At 65.6% G+C, this 18990-nt stretch carries 16 protein-coding genes and 1 pseudogene; 4 read left to right on the top strand and 13 right to left on the bottom strand.

Translation table 11 applies throughout. The annotated features are described in order from the left end of the window. Positions 1 to 228: 228 nt before the first annotated feature. On the top strand, positions 229 to 2478 hold the full coding sequence (locus MFM001_RS06045) for an ATP-dependent DNA ligase (RefSeq protein ID WP_116374316.1): 2250 nt from the start codon (positions 229 to 231) through the stop codon (positions 2476 to 2478). Here MFM001_RS06045 and MFM001_RS06040 read toward each other — a convergent pair whose 3' ends face one another. The 3 genes from MFM001_RS06040 to MFM001_RS06030 all read right to left on the bottom strand — a co-directional run bounded on the left by MFM001_RS06040 (position 2479) and on the right by MFM001_RS06030 (position 5304). Beyond that, complete coding sequence (locus MFM001_RS06040) at positions 2479 to 3309, bottom strand: HAD family phosphatase (RefSeq protein WP_116374315.1); 831 nt, start codon at positions 3307 to 3309, stop codon at positions 2479 to 2481. Beyond that, on the bottom strand, positions 3300 to 4847 hold the full coding sequence (locus MFM001_RS06035; protein ID WP_116374314.1) for a mannitol dehydrogenase family protein: 1548 nt from the start codon (positions 4845 to 4847) through the stop codon (positions 3300 to 3302). The genes MFM001_RS06040 and MFM001_RS06035 overlap by 10 nt, the downstream gene beginning before the upstream one ends. 166 nt (positions 4848 to 5013) lie before the next feature. Further along, complete coding sequence (locus MFM001_RS06030; protein WP_116374313.1) at positions 5014 to 5304, bottom strand: hypothetical protein; 291 nt, start codon at positions 5302 to 5304, stop codon at positions 5014 to 5016. Positions 5305 to 5398: 94 nt separating this feature from the next. Here MFM001_RS06030 and MFM001_RS06025 point away from each other — a divergent pair, with 94 nt between their 5' ends. Then, positions 5399 to 7327, top strand: coding sequence for a fumarylacetoacetate hydrolase family protein (locus MFM001_RS06025; RefSeq protein ID WP_116374411.1), 1929 nt, complete (start codon positions 5399 to 5401; stop codon positions 7325 to 7327). 6 nt (positions 7328 to 7333) lie between these two features. Here MFM001_RS06025 and MFM001_RS06020 read toward each other — a convergent pair. Together MFM001_RS06020 and MFM001_RS06015 are read right to left on the bottom strand one after the other, a co-directional pair. After that, positions 7334 to 7871 (bottom strand): annotated as a pseudogene (locus MFM001_RS06020) (hypothetical protein). 122 nt (positions 7872 to 7993) lie between these two features. Next, positions 7994 to 8860 (bottom strand): LLM class flavin-dependent oxidoreductase, encoded by an 867-nt coding sequence (locus MFM001_RS06015; RefSeq protein WP_116374312.1) that lies wholly within the window; start codon positions 8858 to 8860, stop codon positions 7994 to 7996. A gap of 120 nt (positions 8861 to 8980) precedes the next feature. On the opposite strand from MFM001_RS06015, the gene MFM001_RS06010 reads away from it, so the two are divergent. After that, positions 8981 to 9679, top strand: coding sequence for a GAF and ANTAR domain-containing protein (locus MFM001_RS06010; RefSeq protein ID WP_116374410.1), 699 nt, complete (start codon positions 8981 to 8983; stop codon positions 9677 to 9679). A gap of 161 nt (positions 9680 to 9840) precedes the next feature. On the opposite strand, the gene MFM001_RS24460 is transcribed toward MFM001_RS06010, so the two are convergent. Next, entirely contained in the window at positions 9841 to 10059 is a 219-nt protein-coding gene (locus tag MFM001_RS24460; RefSeq protein WP_160117995.1) for a hypothetical protein, read from the bottom strand. Beyond that, positions 10060 to 10698, bottom strand: a complete 639-nt coding sequence (locus MFM001_RS06000) for a chemotaxis protein CheB (protein WP_238158936.1) — start codon at positions 10696 to 10698, stop codon at positions 10060 to 10062. 67 nt (positions 10699 to 10765) lie between these two features. On the opposite strand from MFM001_RS06000, the gene MFM001_RS05995 reads away from it, so the two are divergent. Further along, on the top strand, positions 10766 to 11482 hold the full coding sequence (locus MFM001_RS05995) for a Crp/Fnr family transcriptional regulator (RefSeq protein ID WP_160117994.1): 717 nt from the start codon (positions 10766 to 10768) through the stop codon (positions 11480 to 11482). 4 nt (positions 11483 to 11486) lie between these two features. On the opposite strand, the gene MFM001_RS05990 is transcribed toward MFM001_RS05995, so the two are convergent. From MFM001_RS05990 to ctaD, 6 genes are all read right to left on the bottom strand, one after another. Beyond that, the gene (locus MFM001_RS05990) at positions 11487 to 13328 is read right to left on the bottom strand and encodes a CheR family methyltransferase (RefSeq protein WP_116374309.1); all 1842 of its coding nucleotides are present in this window, start codon (positions 13326 to 13328) and stop codon (positions 11487 to 11489) included. Between the two features lie 49 nt (positions 13329 to 13377). After that, positions 13378 to 14136 (bottom strand): ATP-binding protein, encoded by a 759-nt coding sequence (locus tag MFM001_RS05985; protein WP_116374308.1) that lies wholly within the window; start codon positions 14134 to 14136, stop codon positions 13378 to 13380. Then, on the bottom strand, positions 14129 to 15148 hold the full coding sequence (locus tag MFM001_RS05980) for a chemotaxis protein CheB (protein WP_116374307.1): 1020 nt from the start codon (positions 15146 to 15148) through the stop codon (positions 14129 to 14131). Before MFM001_RS05980 ends, MFM001_RS05985 begins: the two co-directional genes overlap by 8 nt. A 90-nt stretch (positions 15149 to 15238) precedes the next feature. Beyond that, complete coding sequence (locus MFM001_RS05975; RefSeq protein ID WP_116374306.1) at positions 15239 to 16324, bottom strand: DUF4873 domain-containing protein; 1086 nt, start codon at positions 16322 to 16324, stop codon at positions 15239 to 15241. Then, entirely contained in the window at positions 16321 to 17214 is an 894-nt protein-coding gene (locus MFM001_RS05970) for a diiron oxygenase (protein WP_116374305.1), read from the bottom strand. Before MFM001_RS05970 ends, MFM001_RS05975 begins: the two co-directional genes overlap by 4 nt. Before the next feature lie 50 nt (positions 17215 to 17264). After that, positions 17265 to 18974, bottom strand: a complete 1710-nt coding sequence (ctaD, locus tag MFM001_RS05965) for a cytochrome c oxidase subunit I (protein ID WP_116374304.1) — start codon at positions 18972 to 18974, stop codon at positions 17265 to 17267. Positions 18975 to 18990: the final 16 nt, after the last annotated feature.

Raw genomic sequence — 18990 nt, 5'->3', positions numbered from 1 at the left:
GCGGTCATCGACGCCCGTCGTGCAACCCTGAGGTCGTAGCGCCGCAGGTCGCGCAGTCGGCCGCGGACGCCCGTTTGCGGACGCACGGGATGACATTGCGCATCCATATGCGTGCCCAGCGGGGTCGGTGCTTCAAACGGCCAGTGCCGCATGTCACAAAAATTTACGGCGGCGATGATAATTCTGCGGTGAGAGCGTTTTCGGCACGGTCACGCGTAGGTTGGCGATATGGCGCCGCTGGTCAAGCTGACGAACGCCGACAAGGTGCTTTATCCCGCAACGGGTACCACCAAAGCCGCCGTCTTCGACTACTACACCAGCATCGCCGAGGTGATGGTGCCGCATATCGCCGGGCGCGCCGCCACCCGTAAGCGCTGGCCCAATGGCGTCGACGAGCCGTCGTTCTTCGAAAAGCAACTGGCGTCTTCCGCACCGGACTGGCTGCCCCGTGCCAGCGTCGTACACAAATCCGGGACGACGACGTATCCGATCATCGACAGCCTGGACGGACTGGCCTGGATCGCGCAGCAGGCGGCACTCGAGGTCCACGTGCCGCAGTGGCGCTTTGCTGCCGAGTGGACGCGAAACGGGGAAGAGCTAAAGCCGGGCCCGGCAACACGTTTGGTGTTCGACCTCGACCCCGGCGAAGGTGTGACGATGGCCGAGCTCGCTACGGTGGCCCGCGCCGTGCGGGACCTGATGGCCGACATCGGGTTGACCACATACCCGCTCACCAGCGGCAGCAAAGGGTTGCACCTCTACGCTCCGCTGGACAAGCCGGTCAGCAGCCGGGGCGCCGTGGTACTGGCGAAACGCGTTGCGCAGCAACTGGAAAAGGCGATGCCCAAGCTGGTCACCTCGACGATGACCAAGAGCCTGCGGGCCGGCAAGGTGTTTTTGGACTGGAGCCAGAACAACGGGTCGAAGACCACGATCGCGCCGTATTCGCTGCGCGGCCGGGAGCAGCCGACGGTGGCCGCACCGCGCACCTGGGAGGAACTCGACGACAAGAGACTTCGCCAACTCAGATACGACGAGGTGCTAAAGCGGGTCGGGCGCGACGGCGACTTGCTGGCCTCGCTGGATGCCGACATAGTCCCGGACCGGCTGACGAAGTACCGCGCCATGCGCGACGCGTCGAAGACACCGGAGCCCGTTCCGGGTTCGAAACCTGTTACTGGCCAAGGAAATACGTTCGTCATCCAGGAACACCACGCCCGCCGGCTGCATTACGACTTCCGGCTGGAGCGCGACGGCGTGCTGGTGTCGTGGGCCGTGCCCAAAAACCTTCCGGACACCACGTCGGTGAATCACCTTGCGGTGCACACCGAGGACCACCCGTTGGAATACGCCACGTTCGAGGGCACCATTCCCAAGGGGGAGTACGGCGCGGGCAAGGTGATCATCTGGGATTCCGGCACTTACGAAGCCGAGAAGTTCCGCGACGATGAAGTCATCGTCACCCTGCACGGCAACCGGATCTCCGGGCGCTACGCGCTGATTCAAACCAACGGCGATCAGTGGCTGGCGCACCGGATGAAAGACCAGAAGGTGTTCGCCTTCGACGAGCTGACCCCGATGCTCGCCACCGAAGGCTCGGTGACGCGCCTGGGGGCATCGCAGTGGGCGTTTGAGGGCAAGTGGGACGGTTACCGGCTGCTGGTCGACGCCGACCACGGCGCCGTCCGGCTGCGATCGCGGCGCGGCCGCGACGTCACCGGTGAATACCCCCAATTACGTGCTCTCGCAAAAGATCTCGCCGACCATCACGTCGTGCTCGACGGCGAGGTCGTCGCGCTGGACGAATCCGGGGTACCCCGGTTTTCCGAGATGCAGAACCGGGTCCGCGCCACCCGGGTGGAGTACTGGGCATTCGACCTGCTGTATCTGGACGGCCGCTCGCTGCTGCGGGCCAAATATCGAGATCGCCGGCAGCTGCTGGAAACACTGGCCGGCGGCACCGATCTCGTCGTCCCCGAACTGTTGCCCGGCGACGGCGCCGAGGCGCTGGAGTACTCCCGCAAGCACCGCTGGGAAGGCGTCGTCGCCAAGAAACGTGACGCCACCTACCAGCCGGGTCGGCGCTCGGCGTCGTGGATCAAGGACAAACACTGGAACACCCAGGAGGTCGTCATCGGTGGCTGGCGCGCCGGTGAGGGCGGACGCACCAGCGGCATTGGCTCCCTGCTGATGGGCATCCCGGATCATGGCGGCCTGAGCTACGCCGGAAAGGTCGGCACCGGCTTCACCGAACGCGACCTGGCCAGCCTCAAGAAGACCCTGGCGCCGCTGCGTACTGACGAATCGCCGTTCAACGCAAGGCTTCCCACCAAGGACGCCAAGGGCGTGACATTCGTCGAGCCGAAGCTCGTCGGCGAGGTTCGCTACAGCGAATGGACGTCGGACGGCCGGCTGCGCCAGCCCAGTTGGCGCGGACTGCGGCCAGACAAGACGCCCGACGAGGTGCGCAAGGAATAGTTACGTCGCGGCCGGCGCCAACAGGGCGTCGGTGAGGGCAGACCACGAGTCGGTGATCGCGTGGGTCCCCGCATTCGCGAGTTCGTCACTGCGGCAAGAACGTTCGTCCTCCGGCACGAACATGAGGTTGCCGACGGTGAGGTAGCCGGCCGCCACTGCGGAAGTCACCCCGGCCACAGAGTCTTCGATCGCCAGTCCCTGGTGGGGGCCGATGCCCAATACTTCGCCGGCGTGCCGGTACACCGCCGGGTCAGGCTTGCTCGTCGGCACAGGAAGCGAGTCTTCTGCGCTGAAGCGCACCGACGCGGGAATAAGCTCGTCGAGTTCGGTGGCGGTGAAACAGGCCGCCAGGCGCATCAGAGCACTGGAGCTGACCGCAGTCAGCGCATACCGCGAGGCGAGGTCCCGCAGCGGGGAAAGCACCTGCGGGTCCGGCTTCAGGGTGACGGACAGGTGTGCGGTGACGTGCTCGCGCTCCTGGCGCACCCACTGCTCGAGCTCGTCGGCGCTGAGCGCACGATCGGCTGCCACGTCGGCGTGTGAAGCCACAACTGCTCCGGGGCGGCCCTGCGCGAGTGTCTGATCCATCGGCACCTCGCACAGCACAGCCAGGTCGAGGGCGGTGCTGCGGAAGTTTTTGCCGACGGCCTTCTTCCGCAACTCGTCCGCGGTAAGGGGCGCGGGCACGCCGAACCTGGCCAGGAAGCGGTTGGTCACCTCGACGGACGCGTCGAAAGCCGGTGCCTCAGAAGGGAAGAGGTTGTCGTCTGCGTCGCAGAGCAACGTGGTGACTTCGGCCGGATCGAACCCGCGCATCACGGTCAGCCCCATGCCAGCTCCTGACCCGTGTCCTGCAACGCTTGGCGCAGCGTGAGCTGCATGCCGCGCGCGTCGATGTCGGCAACCATGTCGCCCAGGTGCTCCGCAAAGTGTGGCACATCGCGCAGTTCGGTGAAGATCTCGTGCTCCAGCAGCGGGTAGACCTTGTTTCCGGCGCGGGTCGCCAGCTCCGTCAGCAATTCAGCCTGCGGGTCCTCGATCTGGATTGGGTGACCGTCGAGGTCGTAGCCGCGCAGGTAGCGGGCCCACCCGGCCACAGCAAGCATCAGCAGGCTGTGCGGTCTGCCCTGCTTGATCGCCTCCTGCAGCGAGGGCAACACAAATGACGGCATCTTTTCTGAGCCCCGTCGCGCCAACCGCGACAACTGGTCGGGCATGCGGGGGTTGCTGAGCCGGGTCAGCAACGTGTTCCGGTAGGCGCGTGTGTTCATCGGGTGCGCCGTCGGCAGCAGTGGCTGAATCTCGTCGCGCATGAGTTGCTCGACGTAGCCGTAAATGACCGGGTCGCTCATCGCTTCGTCGGTGCGCTCGTAACCGGCCAGCGTGGCCACACACCCGAGCGCCAAATGAGTTGCGTTGAGCAGACGGGTTTTAACGAGCTTGTAGTCGCTGACGTCCGCCACGAATTCGGCACCGACCTCCTCGAGCGGCGGCCGGCCGTGGCTGAAGCTGTCCTCGATGATCCACTGACTGTGCGGTTCGGTCACCACCGGCAGTTTGTCGGCAATGCCAAATGTGCGTTCGACGAATTCGCAGTCCTCGTCTGACGTTTGGGGGGTGATCCGGTCAACCATCGTCGACGGGAACGCGACATGCGTCTCGATCCAGCGGGCGAGGCCGGGATCGCGCAACGTCGCGAACGACACCAGCGCAGTGCGCGCCATGTGCGTGTTGTCCGGGATGTTGTCGCAGCAGAGCACCGTGAACGGGGCAATACCTGCTCGGCGACGCCGGTCGAGTGCGTCGGTCAGGTATGCCCAGGCGGTGGCAAAGCACTCGGCGGACTTCGGGGCGGCCAGGTCGGCACGCACGTCCGGATGAGCAGCGTCGAACTCGCCGGTACGCGGATCCAGGTAATACCCGTTGCCGGTGATCGTCAGGCTGACGATGCGGGTCTGAGGATCCGTCAGAGCGGCACGGACAGCCACGCTGTCGTCCGGCGCGTAGTGGTAGCCACCGATCGAGCCGACCACGCGTGCCGTTTGGCGGTCACGCCCGCGCTGCACAACGGTGTAAAGCCCGTCCTGAGCCGTCAGCAGATCTTTGACCTTGGAGTTGCGCAGACTGATGTCGGTGACTCCCCACTGGCGGGAAACACCTGAGCGCGCAAGGTCATCGAAGTAAACGGCCTGGTGAGCGCGGTGAAAGTTCCCCGGCCCGATGTGTACGACACTGGGCCGAAGAGCTGATCTGTCATAGGTTGGCACGTCGATCCGTTGCGAATGCAGAGGCAATGTGGCGTTGCTCAGCGGAACGCCGACTGTGCGGCGCAAGGGGACGACATTGCTGATGTGTTTTGGGTATCCCATCGCGCGGACGAACTTAGCTTCGTCGTAGGCATGCGGCAAGCAAGCCGCCCGCCGTTGCGCCCGATAAGTCTGTCGTCAGCAGGCGTGGAGCCGAGATGGTGACCTTCGCCACACGACGGTGTGTTGTTCGGATCGTCAACTGCCTGCGCCACAAGCAGTTCGCGGCTCAGTCGTCGATGTGCGTCGGCGGATCGGCGAAGGCGGGATCGCCCGGCTGCTGGTCAGACCCCATCACATCGCAGCGCTTGTCGGGCACCAGATAAGAACTGGCGCCCCTGTACATCAAGGTGGCAACCGCCACGCAACGCTGCCAGGTGCCGTCGGGCTGCACGGGTCCATCGCACTTGCTGAGTACGGGCCCTCCGTACTGGCAGCCGGCGCCGGCATGCGGCGCTGACGCGATCAGCTCCACGGCCATCAGCAGCGCGGCCAGTCCTCCGACGATGCAGCGCTTCATTGGTTGTCTCCCGTCACACCCGCAACGGTTGACGCTACCGCTTATTTCAGTAGTTTTTCGTGCCTTTGCGGTCGTGATCCGTATGTTGATGCCCATGCGGTGGGTGACGTATCTCGGCTTAGATGCAGGCGAACGCACCGGAGTCCTCTCCGAGGATGTGATCCACCCGATGCCGCCAGGTATGACGCTGCTGGAGCTCGTCGCACGGGGCGCTGCCGGATTACAGGAGGCGGGCGAAAACGCGCTGCGTTCGCCGGACACCGTGCCGCTGGACCGGGTGACGCTGCGGGCGCCGATCCCGCGCCCGCCGTCGATCCGCGACTCGTTGTGCTTTTTGGACCATATGCGCAACTGCCAGGCGGCGATGGGCGGCGGCCGGGTGCTCAAAGACACCTGGTACCGAATTCCGGCGTTCTACTTCGCCTGCCCGTCAACCGTGCTCGGTCCCTTCGACGACGCGCCGATGGCTCCCGGAAGTGCTTGGCAGGACTTCGAATTGGAGATCGCGGCGGTGATCGGGGTTGCAGGCAAGGACCTTTCAGTCGACGAGGCGGAGCAGGCCATCATCGGCTACACCATCTTCAACGACTGGTCGGCACGTGACCTGCAGCAATTGGAGGGCCAACTGGGTATTGGGCAGGCCAAGGGCAAAGACAGCGGCGTCACCCTCGGCCCGTACCTGGTCACCCACGACGAGCTGCAGCCGTACCGCCGCGACGGCAAGCTGAGCCTCGACGTGACAGCGATGGTCAACGGCGCGGTGGTCGGATCGGGTTCGACGGGCACGATGGACTGGAGCTTCGGCGAAGTCATTTCCTATGCTTCTCGGGGCGTAATGCTGTATCCCGGTGATGTTTTCGGGTCCGGCACGGTGCCGACCTGCACGCTCGTCGAGCATCTGGCCGGCCCGCAATTCCCGGGCTGGCTGCACGACGGCGACGTCGTCACGCTGCGCGTGCAGGGACTCGGCGAGACACGTCAAACCGTCCGGAACACGCCCGCCCCGCACCGGCTGCCGCCGCGGCCCAACCCTGACGCCGGACCGGATAAGCCGCGCGTCAACCGGGCCCCCGCGAAGGTCCCCTACACGCGCGGTTTGCACGAGGTGGCCGACCGGGTATGGGCGTGGACGTTGCCCGACGGCGGGTACGGCTGGAGCAACGCCGGTCTGGTCGCCGGCGACGGCGCGTCGCTACTTGTCGACACGCTGTTCGACCTGGCGCTGACGCGCGAGATGCTGACCGCGATGCAACCCATCACCGACGCCGCACCGATCACCGACGCGCTGATCACCCACTCCAACGGCGACCACACCCACGGCAACCAGTTGCTGGACCGCGCGGTCCGCATCATCGCCGCCAAGGGCACCGCCGACGAGCTCGCGCATGGCATGGCACCCGAGATGCTGGCCATGACCCAGACCGCCGACCTGGGGCCGGTGGCGACGCGATATCTGCGAGATCGCTTCGGGCCCTTCGATTTCAGCGGGATCACGCTGCGCAACGCTGACCATACTTTCGACGACCGGCTCACCATCGAGGTCGGCGGCCGGGAGGTGCATCTGCTGAACCTGGGGCCGGCTCACACCGCGGCCGACTCGGTGGTGCATGTGCCGGACGCCGGGGTGCTGTTCGGTGGTGACCTGTTGTTCATCGGCTGCACGCCGATCGTGTGGGCCGGCCCGATCGCCAACTGGATAGCCGCGTGCGACGCGATGATCGCGCTGGACGCGCCGACGGTGGTGCCCGGCCATGGCCCGGTTACCGATCCGGATGGCATCCGAGCGGTCCGCGGGTATCTGGTGCATGTCAACGAGCAAGCCGAGTCCGCCTACCGCAAGGGCTTGTCGTTCGGCGAGGCGGCCGACGCCATCGACCTCGGCGAGTACGCGACGTGGCTGGACGCCGAACGCATTGTGGTCAACGTCTACCAGCGCTACCGCGAACTCGACCCGGCCACAGCGCAATTGGAGCCGATGGCGCTGCTGGCGATGCAGGCCGAGTGGTTCGCCAAACACAACTGAGCGTGCTCAGGGCAGTAACGGCAAGCGCCACAGCGGCGTCCAGCAACCACAACCGGGTGGCCATCAGGCGGATGATGCGCAGCGCGCCGGCGATCAGCAGGGTAGCCAGCGGCAGCGCGCCGAAGAGGGCAGTCACCAGCGCCAGCCACATGTCGTTGGGGCCTGCGGTCATGATGTCGAACCAGGCGTCGCAGATCAGCAGCACACCGGTGGTGAACGCGGTGAGAATCAGGACCTGGCGGCGCAGGAAGCCGAGTATCGCGGTGGCCGCCATGAAGATCACCAGCAGGCTGTCGAATCCCACCCAGGTCGCCGTCCAATTGTGGGCCATATAGATGTCGGGCAGCGTGAATGCGAGATAGACGATCCACGGGATCAGCAGCACCGAACCGGTGGCCATCAAGCCCACCCGAATTCGCCGGACTCGCTCCAAGGAGCGGGGGTAGACCTCGGCGATGGGCCGTTGCAGCCGGCTGATCAAATCGCGACGCTCCGCATCGGACAGGGCGGCGATGTCGGCCTCGGAGAGGATGTTCTCGGTCACAGTTCCACGGTAGGGGCCGCTCGCCTACGGTTCCGGTATGTCTGCTGTCGAACTGGAAAGCCTCGAAGACCAAATCGCCTGTCCCTGACCCGCCGGGTGAAATGGGCCTTTGCGTCTGCTCGTCAGGATTTCGCGATGACGTTCTCGGCGAACTTCTCCAGGTTGCGGATCTTGACGTCCAACGGCTCGGTGTCGGGTCCCTTGATGTAAGGGACGCGGAAGCCGACGATGACGTCGGTGACACCCTTGTCCTCCAGCCGCTTGACGCCGTCGAGCGTGAACCCGTCGGCGGAGATCACGTGGATCTCGAACGGGCCGGTCTTGCCCTCTTCCTCGCGAAAACGCTTGAGCCGCATCAGCAGCCGGTCCAGCTCTCCGGGATCGCCGCCGCCGTGCATCCAGCCGTCGGCGCGGGCTGCCCGCCGCAGCGCCGCATCGGCGTGACCGCCGACCAGGATCGGAATCGACTCGGTGGGTGCGGGGGTCATCTTGGTCTTCGGGATGTCGTAGAACTCGCCGTGAAATTCGAAGTAGTCGCCGGTGGTCAGACCGCGCACGATTTCGATGCATTCGTCAATCCGCTTGCCGCGCTTGGCAAACGGAACGCCCATCAGCTCGTAGTCCTCCGGCCACGGGCTGGTGCCGACGCCCAGGCCCACCCGGTTGCCGATCAGCGCGGCCAGCGAACCGGCCTGCTTGGCCACCAGCGCCGGGGGCCGGATCGGCAGCTTGAGCACAAAAAAGTTGAACCGCAACGTCGTCGTCACCGCGCCCAACGCGGCGGTCAGCACGAACGTCTCGATGAACGCCTTGTCTTCGAGGAATTCGCGATTGCCGTCGGGCGTGTACGGGTACTTCGACTCGGACTCGAACGGGTAGGCGATGCTGTCCGGAATCGTCATGCTGGCATATCCGGCCGCCTCGGCAGCCTTGGCCAGCGGAATGTAGAACGCCGGATCGGTCATCGCCTCCGCGTAGCTGAACCGCACACCGCCTCCCGTCCTCGTCTGTGAAACAGATGCTAGAACGCGTTCAGAATGGTTGCCGCCCGCGTTCGGGCGCGGGACAATTGGCCCATCTCGATCGAAGCAGCCGATCGGAGCGAAAACATGACAGCGAAGGACCGAAGCGGACTTCTTCTCGAAGTCGGGGAGCTGGTGCAAGCCCTTCAGCAGCAATCCGCCGACGTCGATGCGGTCCTTACAGAGTTGACAGAAAGCGCTCCCCGCTCCATTCCCGGTGCCCAGTACGCCGGCATCACGATCGCAACTCGCAACGGCAAGGTGCGGACGGCCGCGGCCACCGGCCCGTATCCGGTTCTGCTCGACGAAATCCAGCAGCGGCACGGCGAGGGACCCTGCCTGTCGGCGGCCTGGGAACAGCACACGATCCGGATCAACGACATGGCGCACGAACAGCGTTGGCCCGCCTACTGCCGCGACGCGCTCATCAAGACCCCGATCCGGTCGATCCTGTCGTTCCAGTTGTTCGCCGACCACCAGACGATGGGAGCGCTGAACGTCTACGCCGACCAACCGAACGTCTTCGACGAGGACGCGGTGGAGCAGGGGCTGATCTGCGCTACCCACACCGCGTTGGCCTGGAATCTCTGTCGCCGCGACGAGCAGTTCCGCAGCGCGCTGGCCTCCCGCGACATCATCGGCCAGGCCAAGGGCATGATCATGGAGCGGTTCAAGATCGACGCAGTCCAGGCGTTCGAACTGCTCAAGCGGTTGTCGCAGTCTTCGAACACGCCGCTGGTGAACGTCGCGCGCCAGGTCGTCGAATCAGAGCACCCAGTGCTATGACCGCGACCGACAAGGGGGCGCCAAGCCCGGGCTCTCCGGCCGCTCGTGCCGAAGCGGCGCGGGAGCGGGCCGCCGAGCTGCAGCAGCGCAGAGCCGAACTCGCGTCCGGTCTGCCGTGCAGCACCGCCAATGCGGACAGCGCGCGGCTGCATGCCGAAGAGTCATGGCAACGGGCCATGCAGGCGCATCGGGCTGCTGCGGAAAGACACCTCGGCGCCAGCGCGGCACACCGGCGCGCCGCGGCCGCCCACGAGCAGGCCGCAATGTTGGCCGGTAACGGGGAGGGCGAGGCGCATCAAGATGCGGCGGAAGCCCATCGGATCGCGGCCGCCCAGCACGACGCAGCCGCGATCGTTCAAGCGCGGGAGGACGGTGACCATTCAGGAGCTGAGCCGCGCCCACGGCGGCAGCGGCACCGTGAGCAAGTCGGCGGCTCCCGGCGCGGTGGTCAGCGCCGTCAACGCGGTTGCGAGCCGATCGGGCGGTAGCACGAAGTCGGCGCAGCCGGTCGCGATCGCGTTCGCGGGCATGCTGGACGCCCGGGCGGTGGCGGGATCCTGGACCAGCACGCGCCCACCGCCACGCTTGACTGCGCGACAGCCGTCGGCTCCATCGGTCAGCGAGCCGGTCAAGATCACGGCGATCGTCGGCGTGCTTCGCGCCGAGCTGGTGAGCAGCGCGTCGCCGGGCCGCATGTCGTCGGCGTCGTCAAGCAGCACCCAACGGCCCGCATCGTCGATGGATGCGACGGTTCCCGCGGGCACCACCGTGATACCGAGCTGATCGGCCGCGTCACCGGCCTCGGCAACCCGGACGGGCAGACCTGTTCGACGGGCCAGGATCGGGACCAGTAGGTCATGCCCGGACGTGCGTCGACGATGCTGCACGACCGCGATCGGGACGGGATACGTCGGCGCAAGTCCGGCCAGGACAGTCGTGATCGCCCGCATCCCACCCAGTGAGGCGACGATGACGACCCGGCCGAAGTTCGGTGTCGCAGAAGGGCACGACGGAACCACGTTTGTCAGGGTAATCGCTGTGTCCGGTTGCGGACATAACTATCGCCTGACCGGGTATCCCGGGTGGATGAATGAGGCGGATGTTCGGCGTAATGCGATCTTGGCCCAGCTGCCGGCGTCGGAGTTCGCCGAATTGCGGCCGCACCTGCGGGCAGAACACAGCCAGATCAAGCGCACGGCCTACGAGCCGGGAAAGCCGATCAACGACATCTATTTCCCGCTGACCGCGGTCTACTCACTGGTGGCCATGGCCGACGGACAGATCCAACTGGAGGTCGCCACCGTCGGCCACGAGGGAATGGTCGGCCTGCCGGTGTACCTGGGCGCCAGCAGCAGCCCGCAGGCGGCGTTTTGTCAGGTTCCAGGCGAGGCGGTCCGGATCAGCGCTACAGATTTCCGCGCGGCGCTGGGCCGCGACGGTGTGCTACGCGCGCTGCTGAACCGGTTCACTCAAGCCACCATGGTGCAGGTCTCCCAAAACGTGGTCTGCAACCGCAGCCACTCCACCGAGGTCCGGATGGCCCGCTGGTTGCTGACCACGCAGGACCGGGTGGGGCGCGACGAATTCCCGCTCACCCAGGAGTTTTTGGCACAGATGTTGGGCGTGCACCGGCCCACTGTGTCGGAGACGGCCCAGCGGGTTCAGGCGCAGGGCCTCATCCGCTACCGGCGCGGCATCATCACGATCGCCGACCGAGAAGGGCTGGAGCACAAGGCATGCGAGTGTTATCGCATCGTGAGGGCCGAGTTCGACGACTTGCGTAACCACCGGCGGAACTCGTGATGTGTCAGGACTGCGGCTCCATCAGCAAGAGCGCGCCGTTGACACCGCCCTCCGCGGCTTGAAACCCGGTGCAGGTGACTCGGACCTCAGTGGGCCGGCCCCGACGGTTGACCGCCTCGATCACCGCCTTGCCCGGATTCTCGGGATCCACGAACGCATTGCCGATCAGCGGCCGGACGCTGTCCATCGGCAGGCCGATATCGAGGGTGGTGAGGACTTGGCCGGCGGTTTCGTCGGCGCGCAGGCCCCACAGCTCCTCACAGCCGCGGTTCCACACCACCACTCGCATCTCGCGATCCACCACCACCATGCCGAAATGGACCGAGTTGACCAGGGAATCCAGGAAAGTGCGGGCATCGTCGAGTTCGACGCTGCGCTCGCGCAGCGCATCGTTGATGGTGTGCAGCTCGTCGTTGGTGGACTGCAGCTCCTCGTTCATCGTCTCGAGTTCTTCATTGGTGGACTGCAGTTCCTCGTTGGTGGTTTCGAGCTCCTCGACGGTCGACTGCAGTTCCTCGTTGGTGGTCTCGAGTTCTTCGTTGGTGGATTGCAATTCCTCGTAGGCCGCTTCGAGCTGACGGTTGGTCTGGACCACCTTGTCCAGCAATGCCCGTGTCGCGGTGACGTCGAAGAACACGATCGACACACCCAGCAGCCCATTTTCGGCGTCGACGAGCGGATTGACGTGGATCTCGAACCACACCGTTTCCGCCCCGGGACGCTGCCATTTGACGTCGGGGATCCGGGCCGAACGGCGCTCGACCTTGGCCTGTTCCAGATACGCGCGCAACTCGACCGGCCGGTAGGAGACCTCCAGGTCCCGCAGCAGGCGCCCGATGTCGCGGGCCGACAACCCGAACATTGCCTCGGCCTGCTGGTTGATCATCGCCACGGTGTCTTCGCCGGTCACCACGATCTGCGCGACGGGATTCGCGCGAAATGCCAAGTCCCGCACGGTGGTAAGGCCGGGCAGATCGCCCCGGCGGTCATACATCGTAGCCGCCGGATCGTAGCGGTCCAGGCCGCTGTGCGACCCGGGTGCCTTGCGAAAGACGCGGTGTTTGAGGTTCAAAGGCGCGAACCGGTCGGTGTGACTCAACAGCATCTCGGCGTGGCCGAGGAATAGCGTGCCCTGCGCTGCCAACGCAAAATGCAAGCGCCCCAAGACGTTTCGCTGTGTTTCGGCGTTCATGTACATCAGCGTGTTGCGGCATACCAGCAGATCCACTCGCGAAATCGGAGCATCCTTGACCAGGTCGTTGCGCCCGAAGATCACTGCACGGCGTAGGTCTTTGTGAAAGACGTAGCGGCCGTTGAGGTGTTCGAAATACTTTTCCAACTTTTCGGCCGGAACCGAGTCGACGGCCTTGGCGTCATAGGTGGCGGCTCGCGCCTCGGTGAGGGCGTCCTCGTCGACGTCGGTCGCGTAGATCTTCACCCGCTGCCGGAAGTTGTCTGGCCCGAGCGCCTCGGCCAGCAACATCGCCAGTGTGTAGGCCTCCTGTCCCGAGGCGCAGCCGGCGCTCCAGACCCGGATCGGGTCCTCCGGCCCGCGTTCGGCGAGCACCCGCGGGATGACGTCGGCGGCGATGTATTGCCAGGCGTCCGGGTCGCGGAAGAATGCGGTGACGTTGATCAGGATCGTGTTGAACAGGGCCGAGAATTCGTCGGAACTGGCCTGCAGCACGTCGAGATACTGCTCGAAGGTTTCATAGCCGGCCTGGGCCATCCGATGGCGGACCCGTCGCATCAGGGTGGTGCGCTTGTATCCGGTGAAATCGAACCCGCGGGAATCCCGCATGTATCGCAGAAGGGCCTCGAACGATTCGTCGGTCTTGGTGTCCATCTCGTCCTGTCCGCCGATAAAACTTGGCGAATTTGAACACTACTCGCGACTAGAGCCGGTTTTCCGGACCCATGACCGCCCACACCGCCTTTCCCGACGGGGTCGGCGTGCTGCCCCAGGCGCGGCTAACCGCCGCAACGATGGCCAGTCCGGAAACCCGATCGCTGCCGCGGATCGGATCCTCGTGCCGAGTGGCCGGCGTGGTGCTGCAATCCTGCACCGAAACCGTGACCGTCGCGCCCTTGGACTCCAGCACCACTACCGGTGAGCTGGCGGTGTGTTGCAGGACGTTCTCGACCAATGCGTTGACGACGACTGTCGCCACCGGAATGAGGTCGCTCTGTGACCAGGCCGCCAGATGCTCGGCGACCAGCTCGCGGGCCTTGTGCAGGCTGGCAAGGGAGGCAGGCAGTTCCGCCCGCGCCCGTCGCCGGGTGGTCTGGCTCTTTCCGGTCAGAGCGTTCAGCGCGGCTTCGGCGCTCGCGTGCACGGGGACATAGCGGGTAACACCGGTGTGTGCGATGGATGCGCGGCGCGCGGCGTGCGAGCAGATAAGGGCGATGGGAACGTCGGGCCAGGTGCTCACATGCCAGCGTGCGCTGGTGAATACCGACCACGCCGACGACGCCGGGACAACCAGCCCGTCGACGTCGACGAGAACCGCACGCGGCTCGTCCAATGCCGCCTTGATGACCGCGTCGCGCAGTTTCAGGTAGCTGCTGCTGTCGAGGACACCCTCGACAGTGAGCAGACACACCGTTCCCGCGGCCTGCTCGGAAACCGTCAACTCGCCGGCGTGGCTAGCCATCGGGCTCCCGGTCCTTGCCGTACGCCTCGGACAGCCGGCTGCCGAGTATCGACATCGCATGCTCGGCTTCCAGGGCGATTGCCTCATACCTTTCGCTCAGCATCCCGGGGTTGACCTGCTCAGCCAGCCGGCGCGACAGCTTGGCCTTCTCCTGCAGGCTGCGCATCGCAACCCAGATCGCGGTCTCGATCTCCTCGTCGCGCGCACGCAGCAGCGCGTCGGCCGTCCAGGCATGACCCACGTGGCAGCGGTAGCTGCCCTCGCTGACCCCGATCAGCGAGCCATTGCAGTCCGGGCAGGTGTATCCAGAGGGTGATCCCAGCGCCTCGGTGTCGAATTCGGTCGAGAATCGTCGGGCCATCGCGATTCGGTTTTCCAGCTCCATGCGGGCGTCGGGCTCCATCTCACGGTCCTCGAATTCTCGATCGGCCAACTGCTTGAGCAGCCCGCCTACTTCAATGGCCGCCATCTCGTGATCGATGACGCCGGCCTCGATGGCGTTCGTCGGCATGGCGGAAAACAGTGCGTCGGTGGGCGATTGGGCGATCGTCGTACCGCCGCGCGACTGAATCGCCGCGCATCCCAATGTGCCGTCGTCGAGGACACCGGAGAGCAGCACGCCAACCGTGCGCTGGCCATGCGACAGCGCCACCGAGCGGAACAACGCATTGATCGCCGGGCGGTGGCCGTTCTCAGTAGGGCCTTGGGACAAGGCAATTCGATCGCCGTCCACGAGTAAGTGGCGATTGGGCACCGCGACCTGGATGGTGCCGGGCGTCAAGCGCGCCCCATCGACTGCTTGAGCCGCCGGGAGCGGGCCGTTGCGGTCCAGGATGCGAGCCAACACGCTGGGTGCGCCCGCCGGCATATGCAGCGCGACGAGCACCGCGTAGGGCAGATCGGGCGGCAGCCCGGCGGCGAAGTGGGTCAGCGCCTCCACGCCACCGGCCGAACCCCCGACCGCGACCACGTTCAGCGTGTTGCTTTCGCCTGGCATTGCGCGTGCCACCATTCCTGGATTACCCACAGGACCGCAAAGGCAACCCTGTCAGTGGGCCATCTATCCAGATTACGCGCGTCGGCGAGGGTCGCTGTCCGAAATCTACCGCTGCGGCACGGCCAGTTCGACGTCCGTCAGCGCGAACGGCGGCGCGCCGACCCCGGCGATCGAGTGCGTGTTCTGCGGCGTTTGTTCGATGATCCGTGCCGGCGCGCTGCATTCTGCGATTGCCAACGTCACCTCCCGCGACTGCTTGAGCACATCGGCGGGCAGCCGACCGAATACCGTTCCCTGCCAATGGTATTGGCCATCGATCGGATCGACGTGTCCGGTGAGCCGGACTCGCACCGGGTGGTCCGTGCCGGCGACGGTCAACGTGCCTGTGCCGTCGTAGGCGTCGTCGTGCGCGCCGTCGGAGAACTCGTACGCCGATGCTCTCGGACGAAGCCGCGGGCCCCGCAGGTAGAGGCGTTCGTTGAACACCTGTTGGGTGCTGCGCCGCACTTCGATGCGCGAGCGGCCGGCCATGAGCCGCAGGCAGCCGGCGACGTAGCGCACGGTGTCCGGTCCGTTGACCAGGAAATAGTTGGGGAAGCCATGGATTGCGACGCCCAGGTAGGGCTCGCTGCCGTCGCGCCACGTCTGCTGGATGGTGAGGCGGTGGGCGCCGACCAGGGTGTCGTTCGGCAGGTGGTCGCGGAGCGCCAGCCCGGTGCCGTAGACGACGGCGTCGGCGTCGTGGTGGACGCCGTCGCGGGTGCGAATGCCCGACGCGGTCAGCGTGTCGACGGGCGCGCTCACCACGTCGGCCGACGTGTGCCGCCGACGCCAGCGACCGATGGTGGCGACGAACCGGCGCGGCGGGTGGGGGAACACCCTCACCGACGCCGCCGCGGTCAACTCGCCGATGAGCCGGCCGGCGGCAGCGTCGGCGCCGATCACCGCGACGCGTTTGCCGGTCGGGTCGAAATCGGGATCGGGCGCCGTTGCGGGGAACGCTGCGCCGCGAAAGTCGTTGCGGCCCGGCAGGTTCGGTATCCAGGGGACAAACGGTGAGGCTTCGCTGACGACGATCCGGCTACGGCGGGTCTCGCCACCTTTCGTGGTCAGCGTCCAGGTGTCGGTGTCGTCGTCGAACACCGAACTGACCACGTCGCCATCGGCGACCGTGAAGACGTCGTGGATCACAGGAACCTGGTGCGCGTCCAGCCGCGGCGCGCGATCGGGCCCATCAGACCCACTTCGGTCAAAAACGCCGCCAGCGGGGCGAAACCGGCCACTTGGACGTCGTGCCGGTGCGGGCTGGTTCGCGCGACGCTGCGTGCCCGACGGGGATCCAGGCCGGCCCGCGCATAGGGAATCGGGTTGGTGAACAGGTAGCGGAAGAACCACCCGCCCAGGCCATTGATGTTCGCGACGAACCACCGCTCCAGCCGCCGCATCTCGGGCACCCGCTTGCGCAGCCCGTCGCGCGCGAACTGGATGTGCCGGGCCTCCTCGGTGACGTGAATTCGCATCAGCCGCTGGATCATCGGCTGCAGCTCGGGGTCGTCCATCATCTGGCGCTGCAGCGAGTCGAAGATCTCCTCGCCGATCAGCGCGGCCACCCACAGCACCGAACCTTGGAAGAAGAACGGCAGCGCGTTGATGATCATCCGCTGGTATAGCCGCGGTCGCACCGGCTTGGCGCCGACCCGCTCGATGGCCTTGCCGAACATCACCATGTGGCGGGTCTCGTCGCCCAGCTCGGTCAGCGCGTAGTGCGACGAGCGGCTGGTGGGATCTTTGTGCATGAGTTTGCGCAGCAGCGCCTGGTTGAGGATGTTCTCGAACCAGATGCCAGCCGACAGCGTGTTCACCAGTTCCTGCCGGGACAGCTCGATCTGCTGGGCGCGGGTCATCTCGTCCCACATTGGCGTGCCGTACAGCGACACGGTTTTCGGCGGAAGAAAGAACTTGTCCGGATCGAGCGGCGCGTCCCAGTCGATGTCGACGACGGGCGCATACGACTTCTTGACCGAGCCCTTCAACAGTCGCTCGGAGAACTCCTCGCGACCGGCCTTTACCGGAGTAGTCATCGTCGACGTCCCTTCGCCCGGAGATACCAATACCTACGGTACCGGGTACCTCAGGTCCCGTCTAGGGATGATGATGGCTGGCGTCGGCCCAGATGCGCTTCGGCTTTCACCCGTTCGCGCATGTGTGGATAGTGCAGCTCGAAGGCCGGGCGGTTGGAACGGATACGCGGCAGTTCGGTGAAGTTGTGCCGCGGCGGCGGGCAGCTGGTCGCCCACTCCAGCGAGTTGCCGTAGCCCCACGGGTCGTCGACGGTCACCGGCTCGCCGTAGCGGTAGCTGCGGAAGACGTTCCACAGGAACGGAACCATCGACACCCCGAGGATGAACGCGCCGATTGTCGAGACGACGTTGAGCGGTTGGAAGCCGTCGGTGGGCAGGTAGTCGGCGTAGCGGCGCGGCATGCCTTGGTCGCCGAGCCAGTGCTGCACCAGAAACGTGGTGTGAAAACCGATGAGCGTCAACCAGAAATGCAGTTTGCCCAGCCGCTCGTCGAGTAGCCGGCCCGTCATCTTCGGGAACCACAGATAGATGCCGGCGAAGGTGGAGAACACGATGGTGCCGAACAGCACGTAGTGGAAATGCGCGACCACGAAATAGCTGTCGTGGATGTGGAAGTCCAGCGGCGGGCTGGCCAGCAGCACACCGGTCAGCCCACCCAACAAGAAGGTGACCAGAAAGCCGATCGCGAACAGCATCGGTGTCTGAAACGTCAACTGGCCCTTCCACATTGTGCCGGCCCAGTTGAAGAATTTGATCCCGGTGGGTATCGCAATGAGATACGTCATGAACGAAAAGAACGGCAGCAGAACAGCTCCCGTCGCAAACATGTGATGAGCCCACACCGAGGCCGACAGCACGGTGATGGCCCACGTCGAGTAGACCAGCGTGGTGTAGCCGAAGACCGGTTTGCGGGAAAAGATCGGCAGTATCTCGGTGACGATGCCGAAAAACGGCAGCGCCACGATGTAGACCTCGGGGTGGCCGAAGAACCAGAACAAGTGCTGCCACAGCAGCGGTCCGCCGTTGGCGGGGTCATAGATGTGCGCGCCAAGGTGCCGGTCGGCGGCCAGCCCGAACAGCGCGGCGGTCAGGATCGGGAACGCGAGGAAGATCAGCACGCTGGTCGCCAGGATGTTCCAGGTGAAGATCGGCAACCGGAACATCGTCATACCGGGGGCGCGCATGCACACGACGGTGGTGGTCATGTTGACCGCGCCGAGGATGGTGCCGAGCCCGGACACGATCAGCCCCATGATCCACAGGTCGCCGCCGGGGCCCGCGGAGTGGATGGCATCCGACAGCGGGGTGTAGCCGGTCCAGCCGAAGTCGGCCGCCCCGCCCGGAGTGACGAAGCCGGCTACCACGATGAGCCCGCCGAACAGAAATAGCCAGTAGGAGAACGCATTCAGGCGTGGGAACGCCACGTCGGGTGCGCCGATCTGCAGCGGCAGCGCGACGTTGGCGAAGCCGAATACGACCGGGGTGGCATACAGCAGCAGCATGATCGTGCCGTGGATGGTGAACAGCTGGTTGTATTGCTCGTTGGTCAGGAACTGCAGGCCGGGCGCGGCCAACTCGCTGCGCATCAGCATCGCCATCAGCCCGGCCAGCAGGAAGAAGCCGAACGCGGTCACCAGATACATCTGGCCGATCACCTTGTGGTCGGTGGTGGTGACGAGGTGCCATATCACGTCGCCGCGGGATCGGCGGCGCGGCGAGAAGGGTCTGCGCGCGACCAGCGACCGCACTTCGGTCACCATTTCGACGGGGTTACCC

The sequence above is a fragment of the Mycobacterium sp. MFM001 genome (assembly GCF_003402475.1).
GTDB lineage: Bacteria > Actinomycetota > Actinomycetes > Mycobacteriales > Mycobacteriaceae > Mycobacterium.
Note: the sequence above shows the minus strand (reverse complement) of the source record. Positions and strands in the feature narration are given on the sequence as shown.

Excerpts from the sequence above, each read along its gene's own strand:
- MFM001_RS24460 (WP_160117995.1), bottom strand. The coding sequence starts at position 10,059 with ATGGTCACCGTCCTCCCGCGCTTGAACGATCGCGGCTGCGTCGTGCTG.
- MFM001_RS05980 (WP_116374307.1), bottom strand. The coding sequence starts at position 15,148 with ATGGTGGCACGCGCAATGCCAGGCGAAAGCAACACGCTGAACGTGGTC.
- MFM001_RS05990 (WP_116374309.1), bottom strand. The coding sequence starts at position 13,328 with ATGGACACCAAGACCGACGAATCGTTCGAGGCCCTTCTGCGATACATG.
- MFM001_RS06010 (WP_116374410.1), top strand. The coding sequence starts at position 8,981 with ATGACAGCGAAGGACCGAAGCGGACTTCTTCTCGAAGTCGGGGAGCTG.
- MFM001_RS06035 (WP_116374314.1), bottom strand. The coding sequence starts at position 4,847 with ATGGGATACCCAAAACACATCAGCAATGTCGTCCCCTTGCGCCGCACA.
- MFM001_RS06045 (WP_116374316.1), top strand. The coding sequence starts at position 229 with ATGGCGCCGCTGGTCAAGCTGACGAACGCCGACAAGGTGCTTTATCCC.
- MFM001_RS06030 (WP_116374313.1), bottom strand. The coding sequence starts at position 5,304 with ATGAAGCGCTGCATCGTCGGAGGACTGGCCGCGCTGCTGATGGCCGTG.
- MFM001_RS05985 (WP_116374308.1), bottom strand. The coding sequence starts at position 14,136 with ATGGCTAGCCACGCCGGCGAGTTGACGGTTTCCGAGCAGGCCGCGGGA.
- MFM001_RS06040 (WP_116374315.1), bottom strand. The coding sequence starts at position 3,309 with ATGGGGCTGACCGTGATGCGCGGGTTCGATCCGGCCGAAGTCACCACG.
- MFM001_RS06025 (WP_116374411.1), top strand. The coding sequence starts at position 5,399 with ATGCGGTGGGTGACGTATCTCGGCTTAGATGCAGGCGAACGCACCGGA.
- MFM001_RS05970 (WP_116374305.1), bottom strand. The coding sequence starts at position 17,214 with ATGACTACTCCGGTAAAGGCCGGTCGCGAGGAGTTCTCCGAGCGACTG.
- ctaD (WP_116374304.1), bottom strand. The coding sequence starts at position 18,974 with ATGGTGACCGAAGTGCGGTCGCTGGTCGCGCGCAGACCCTTCTCGCCG.
- MFM001_RS05995 (WP_160117994.1), top strand. The coding sequence starts at position 10,766 with ATGAATGAGGCGGATGTTCGGCGTAATGCGATCTTGGCCCAGCTGCCG.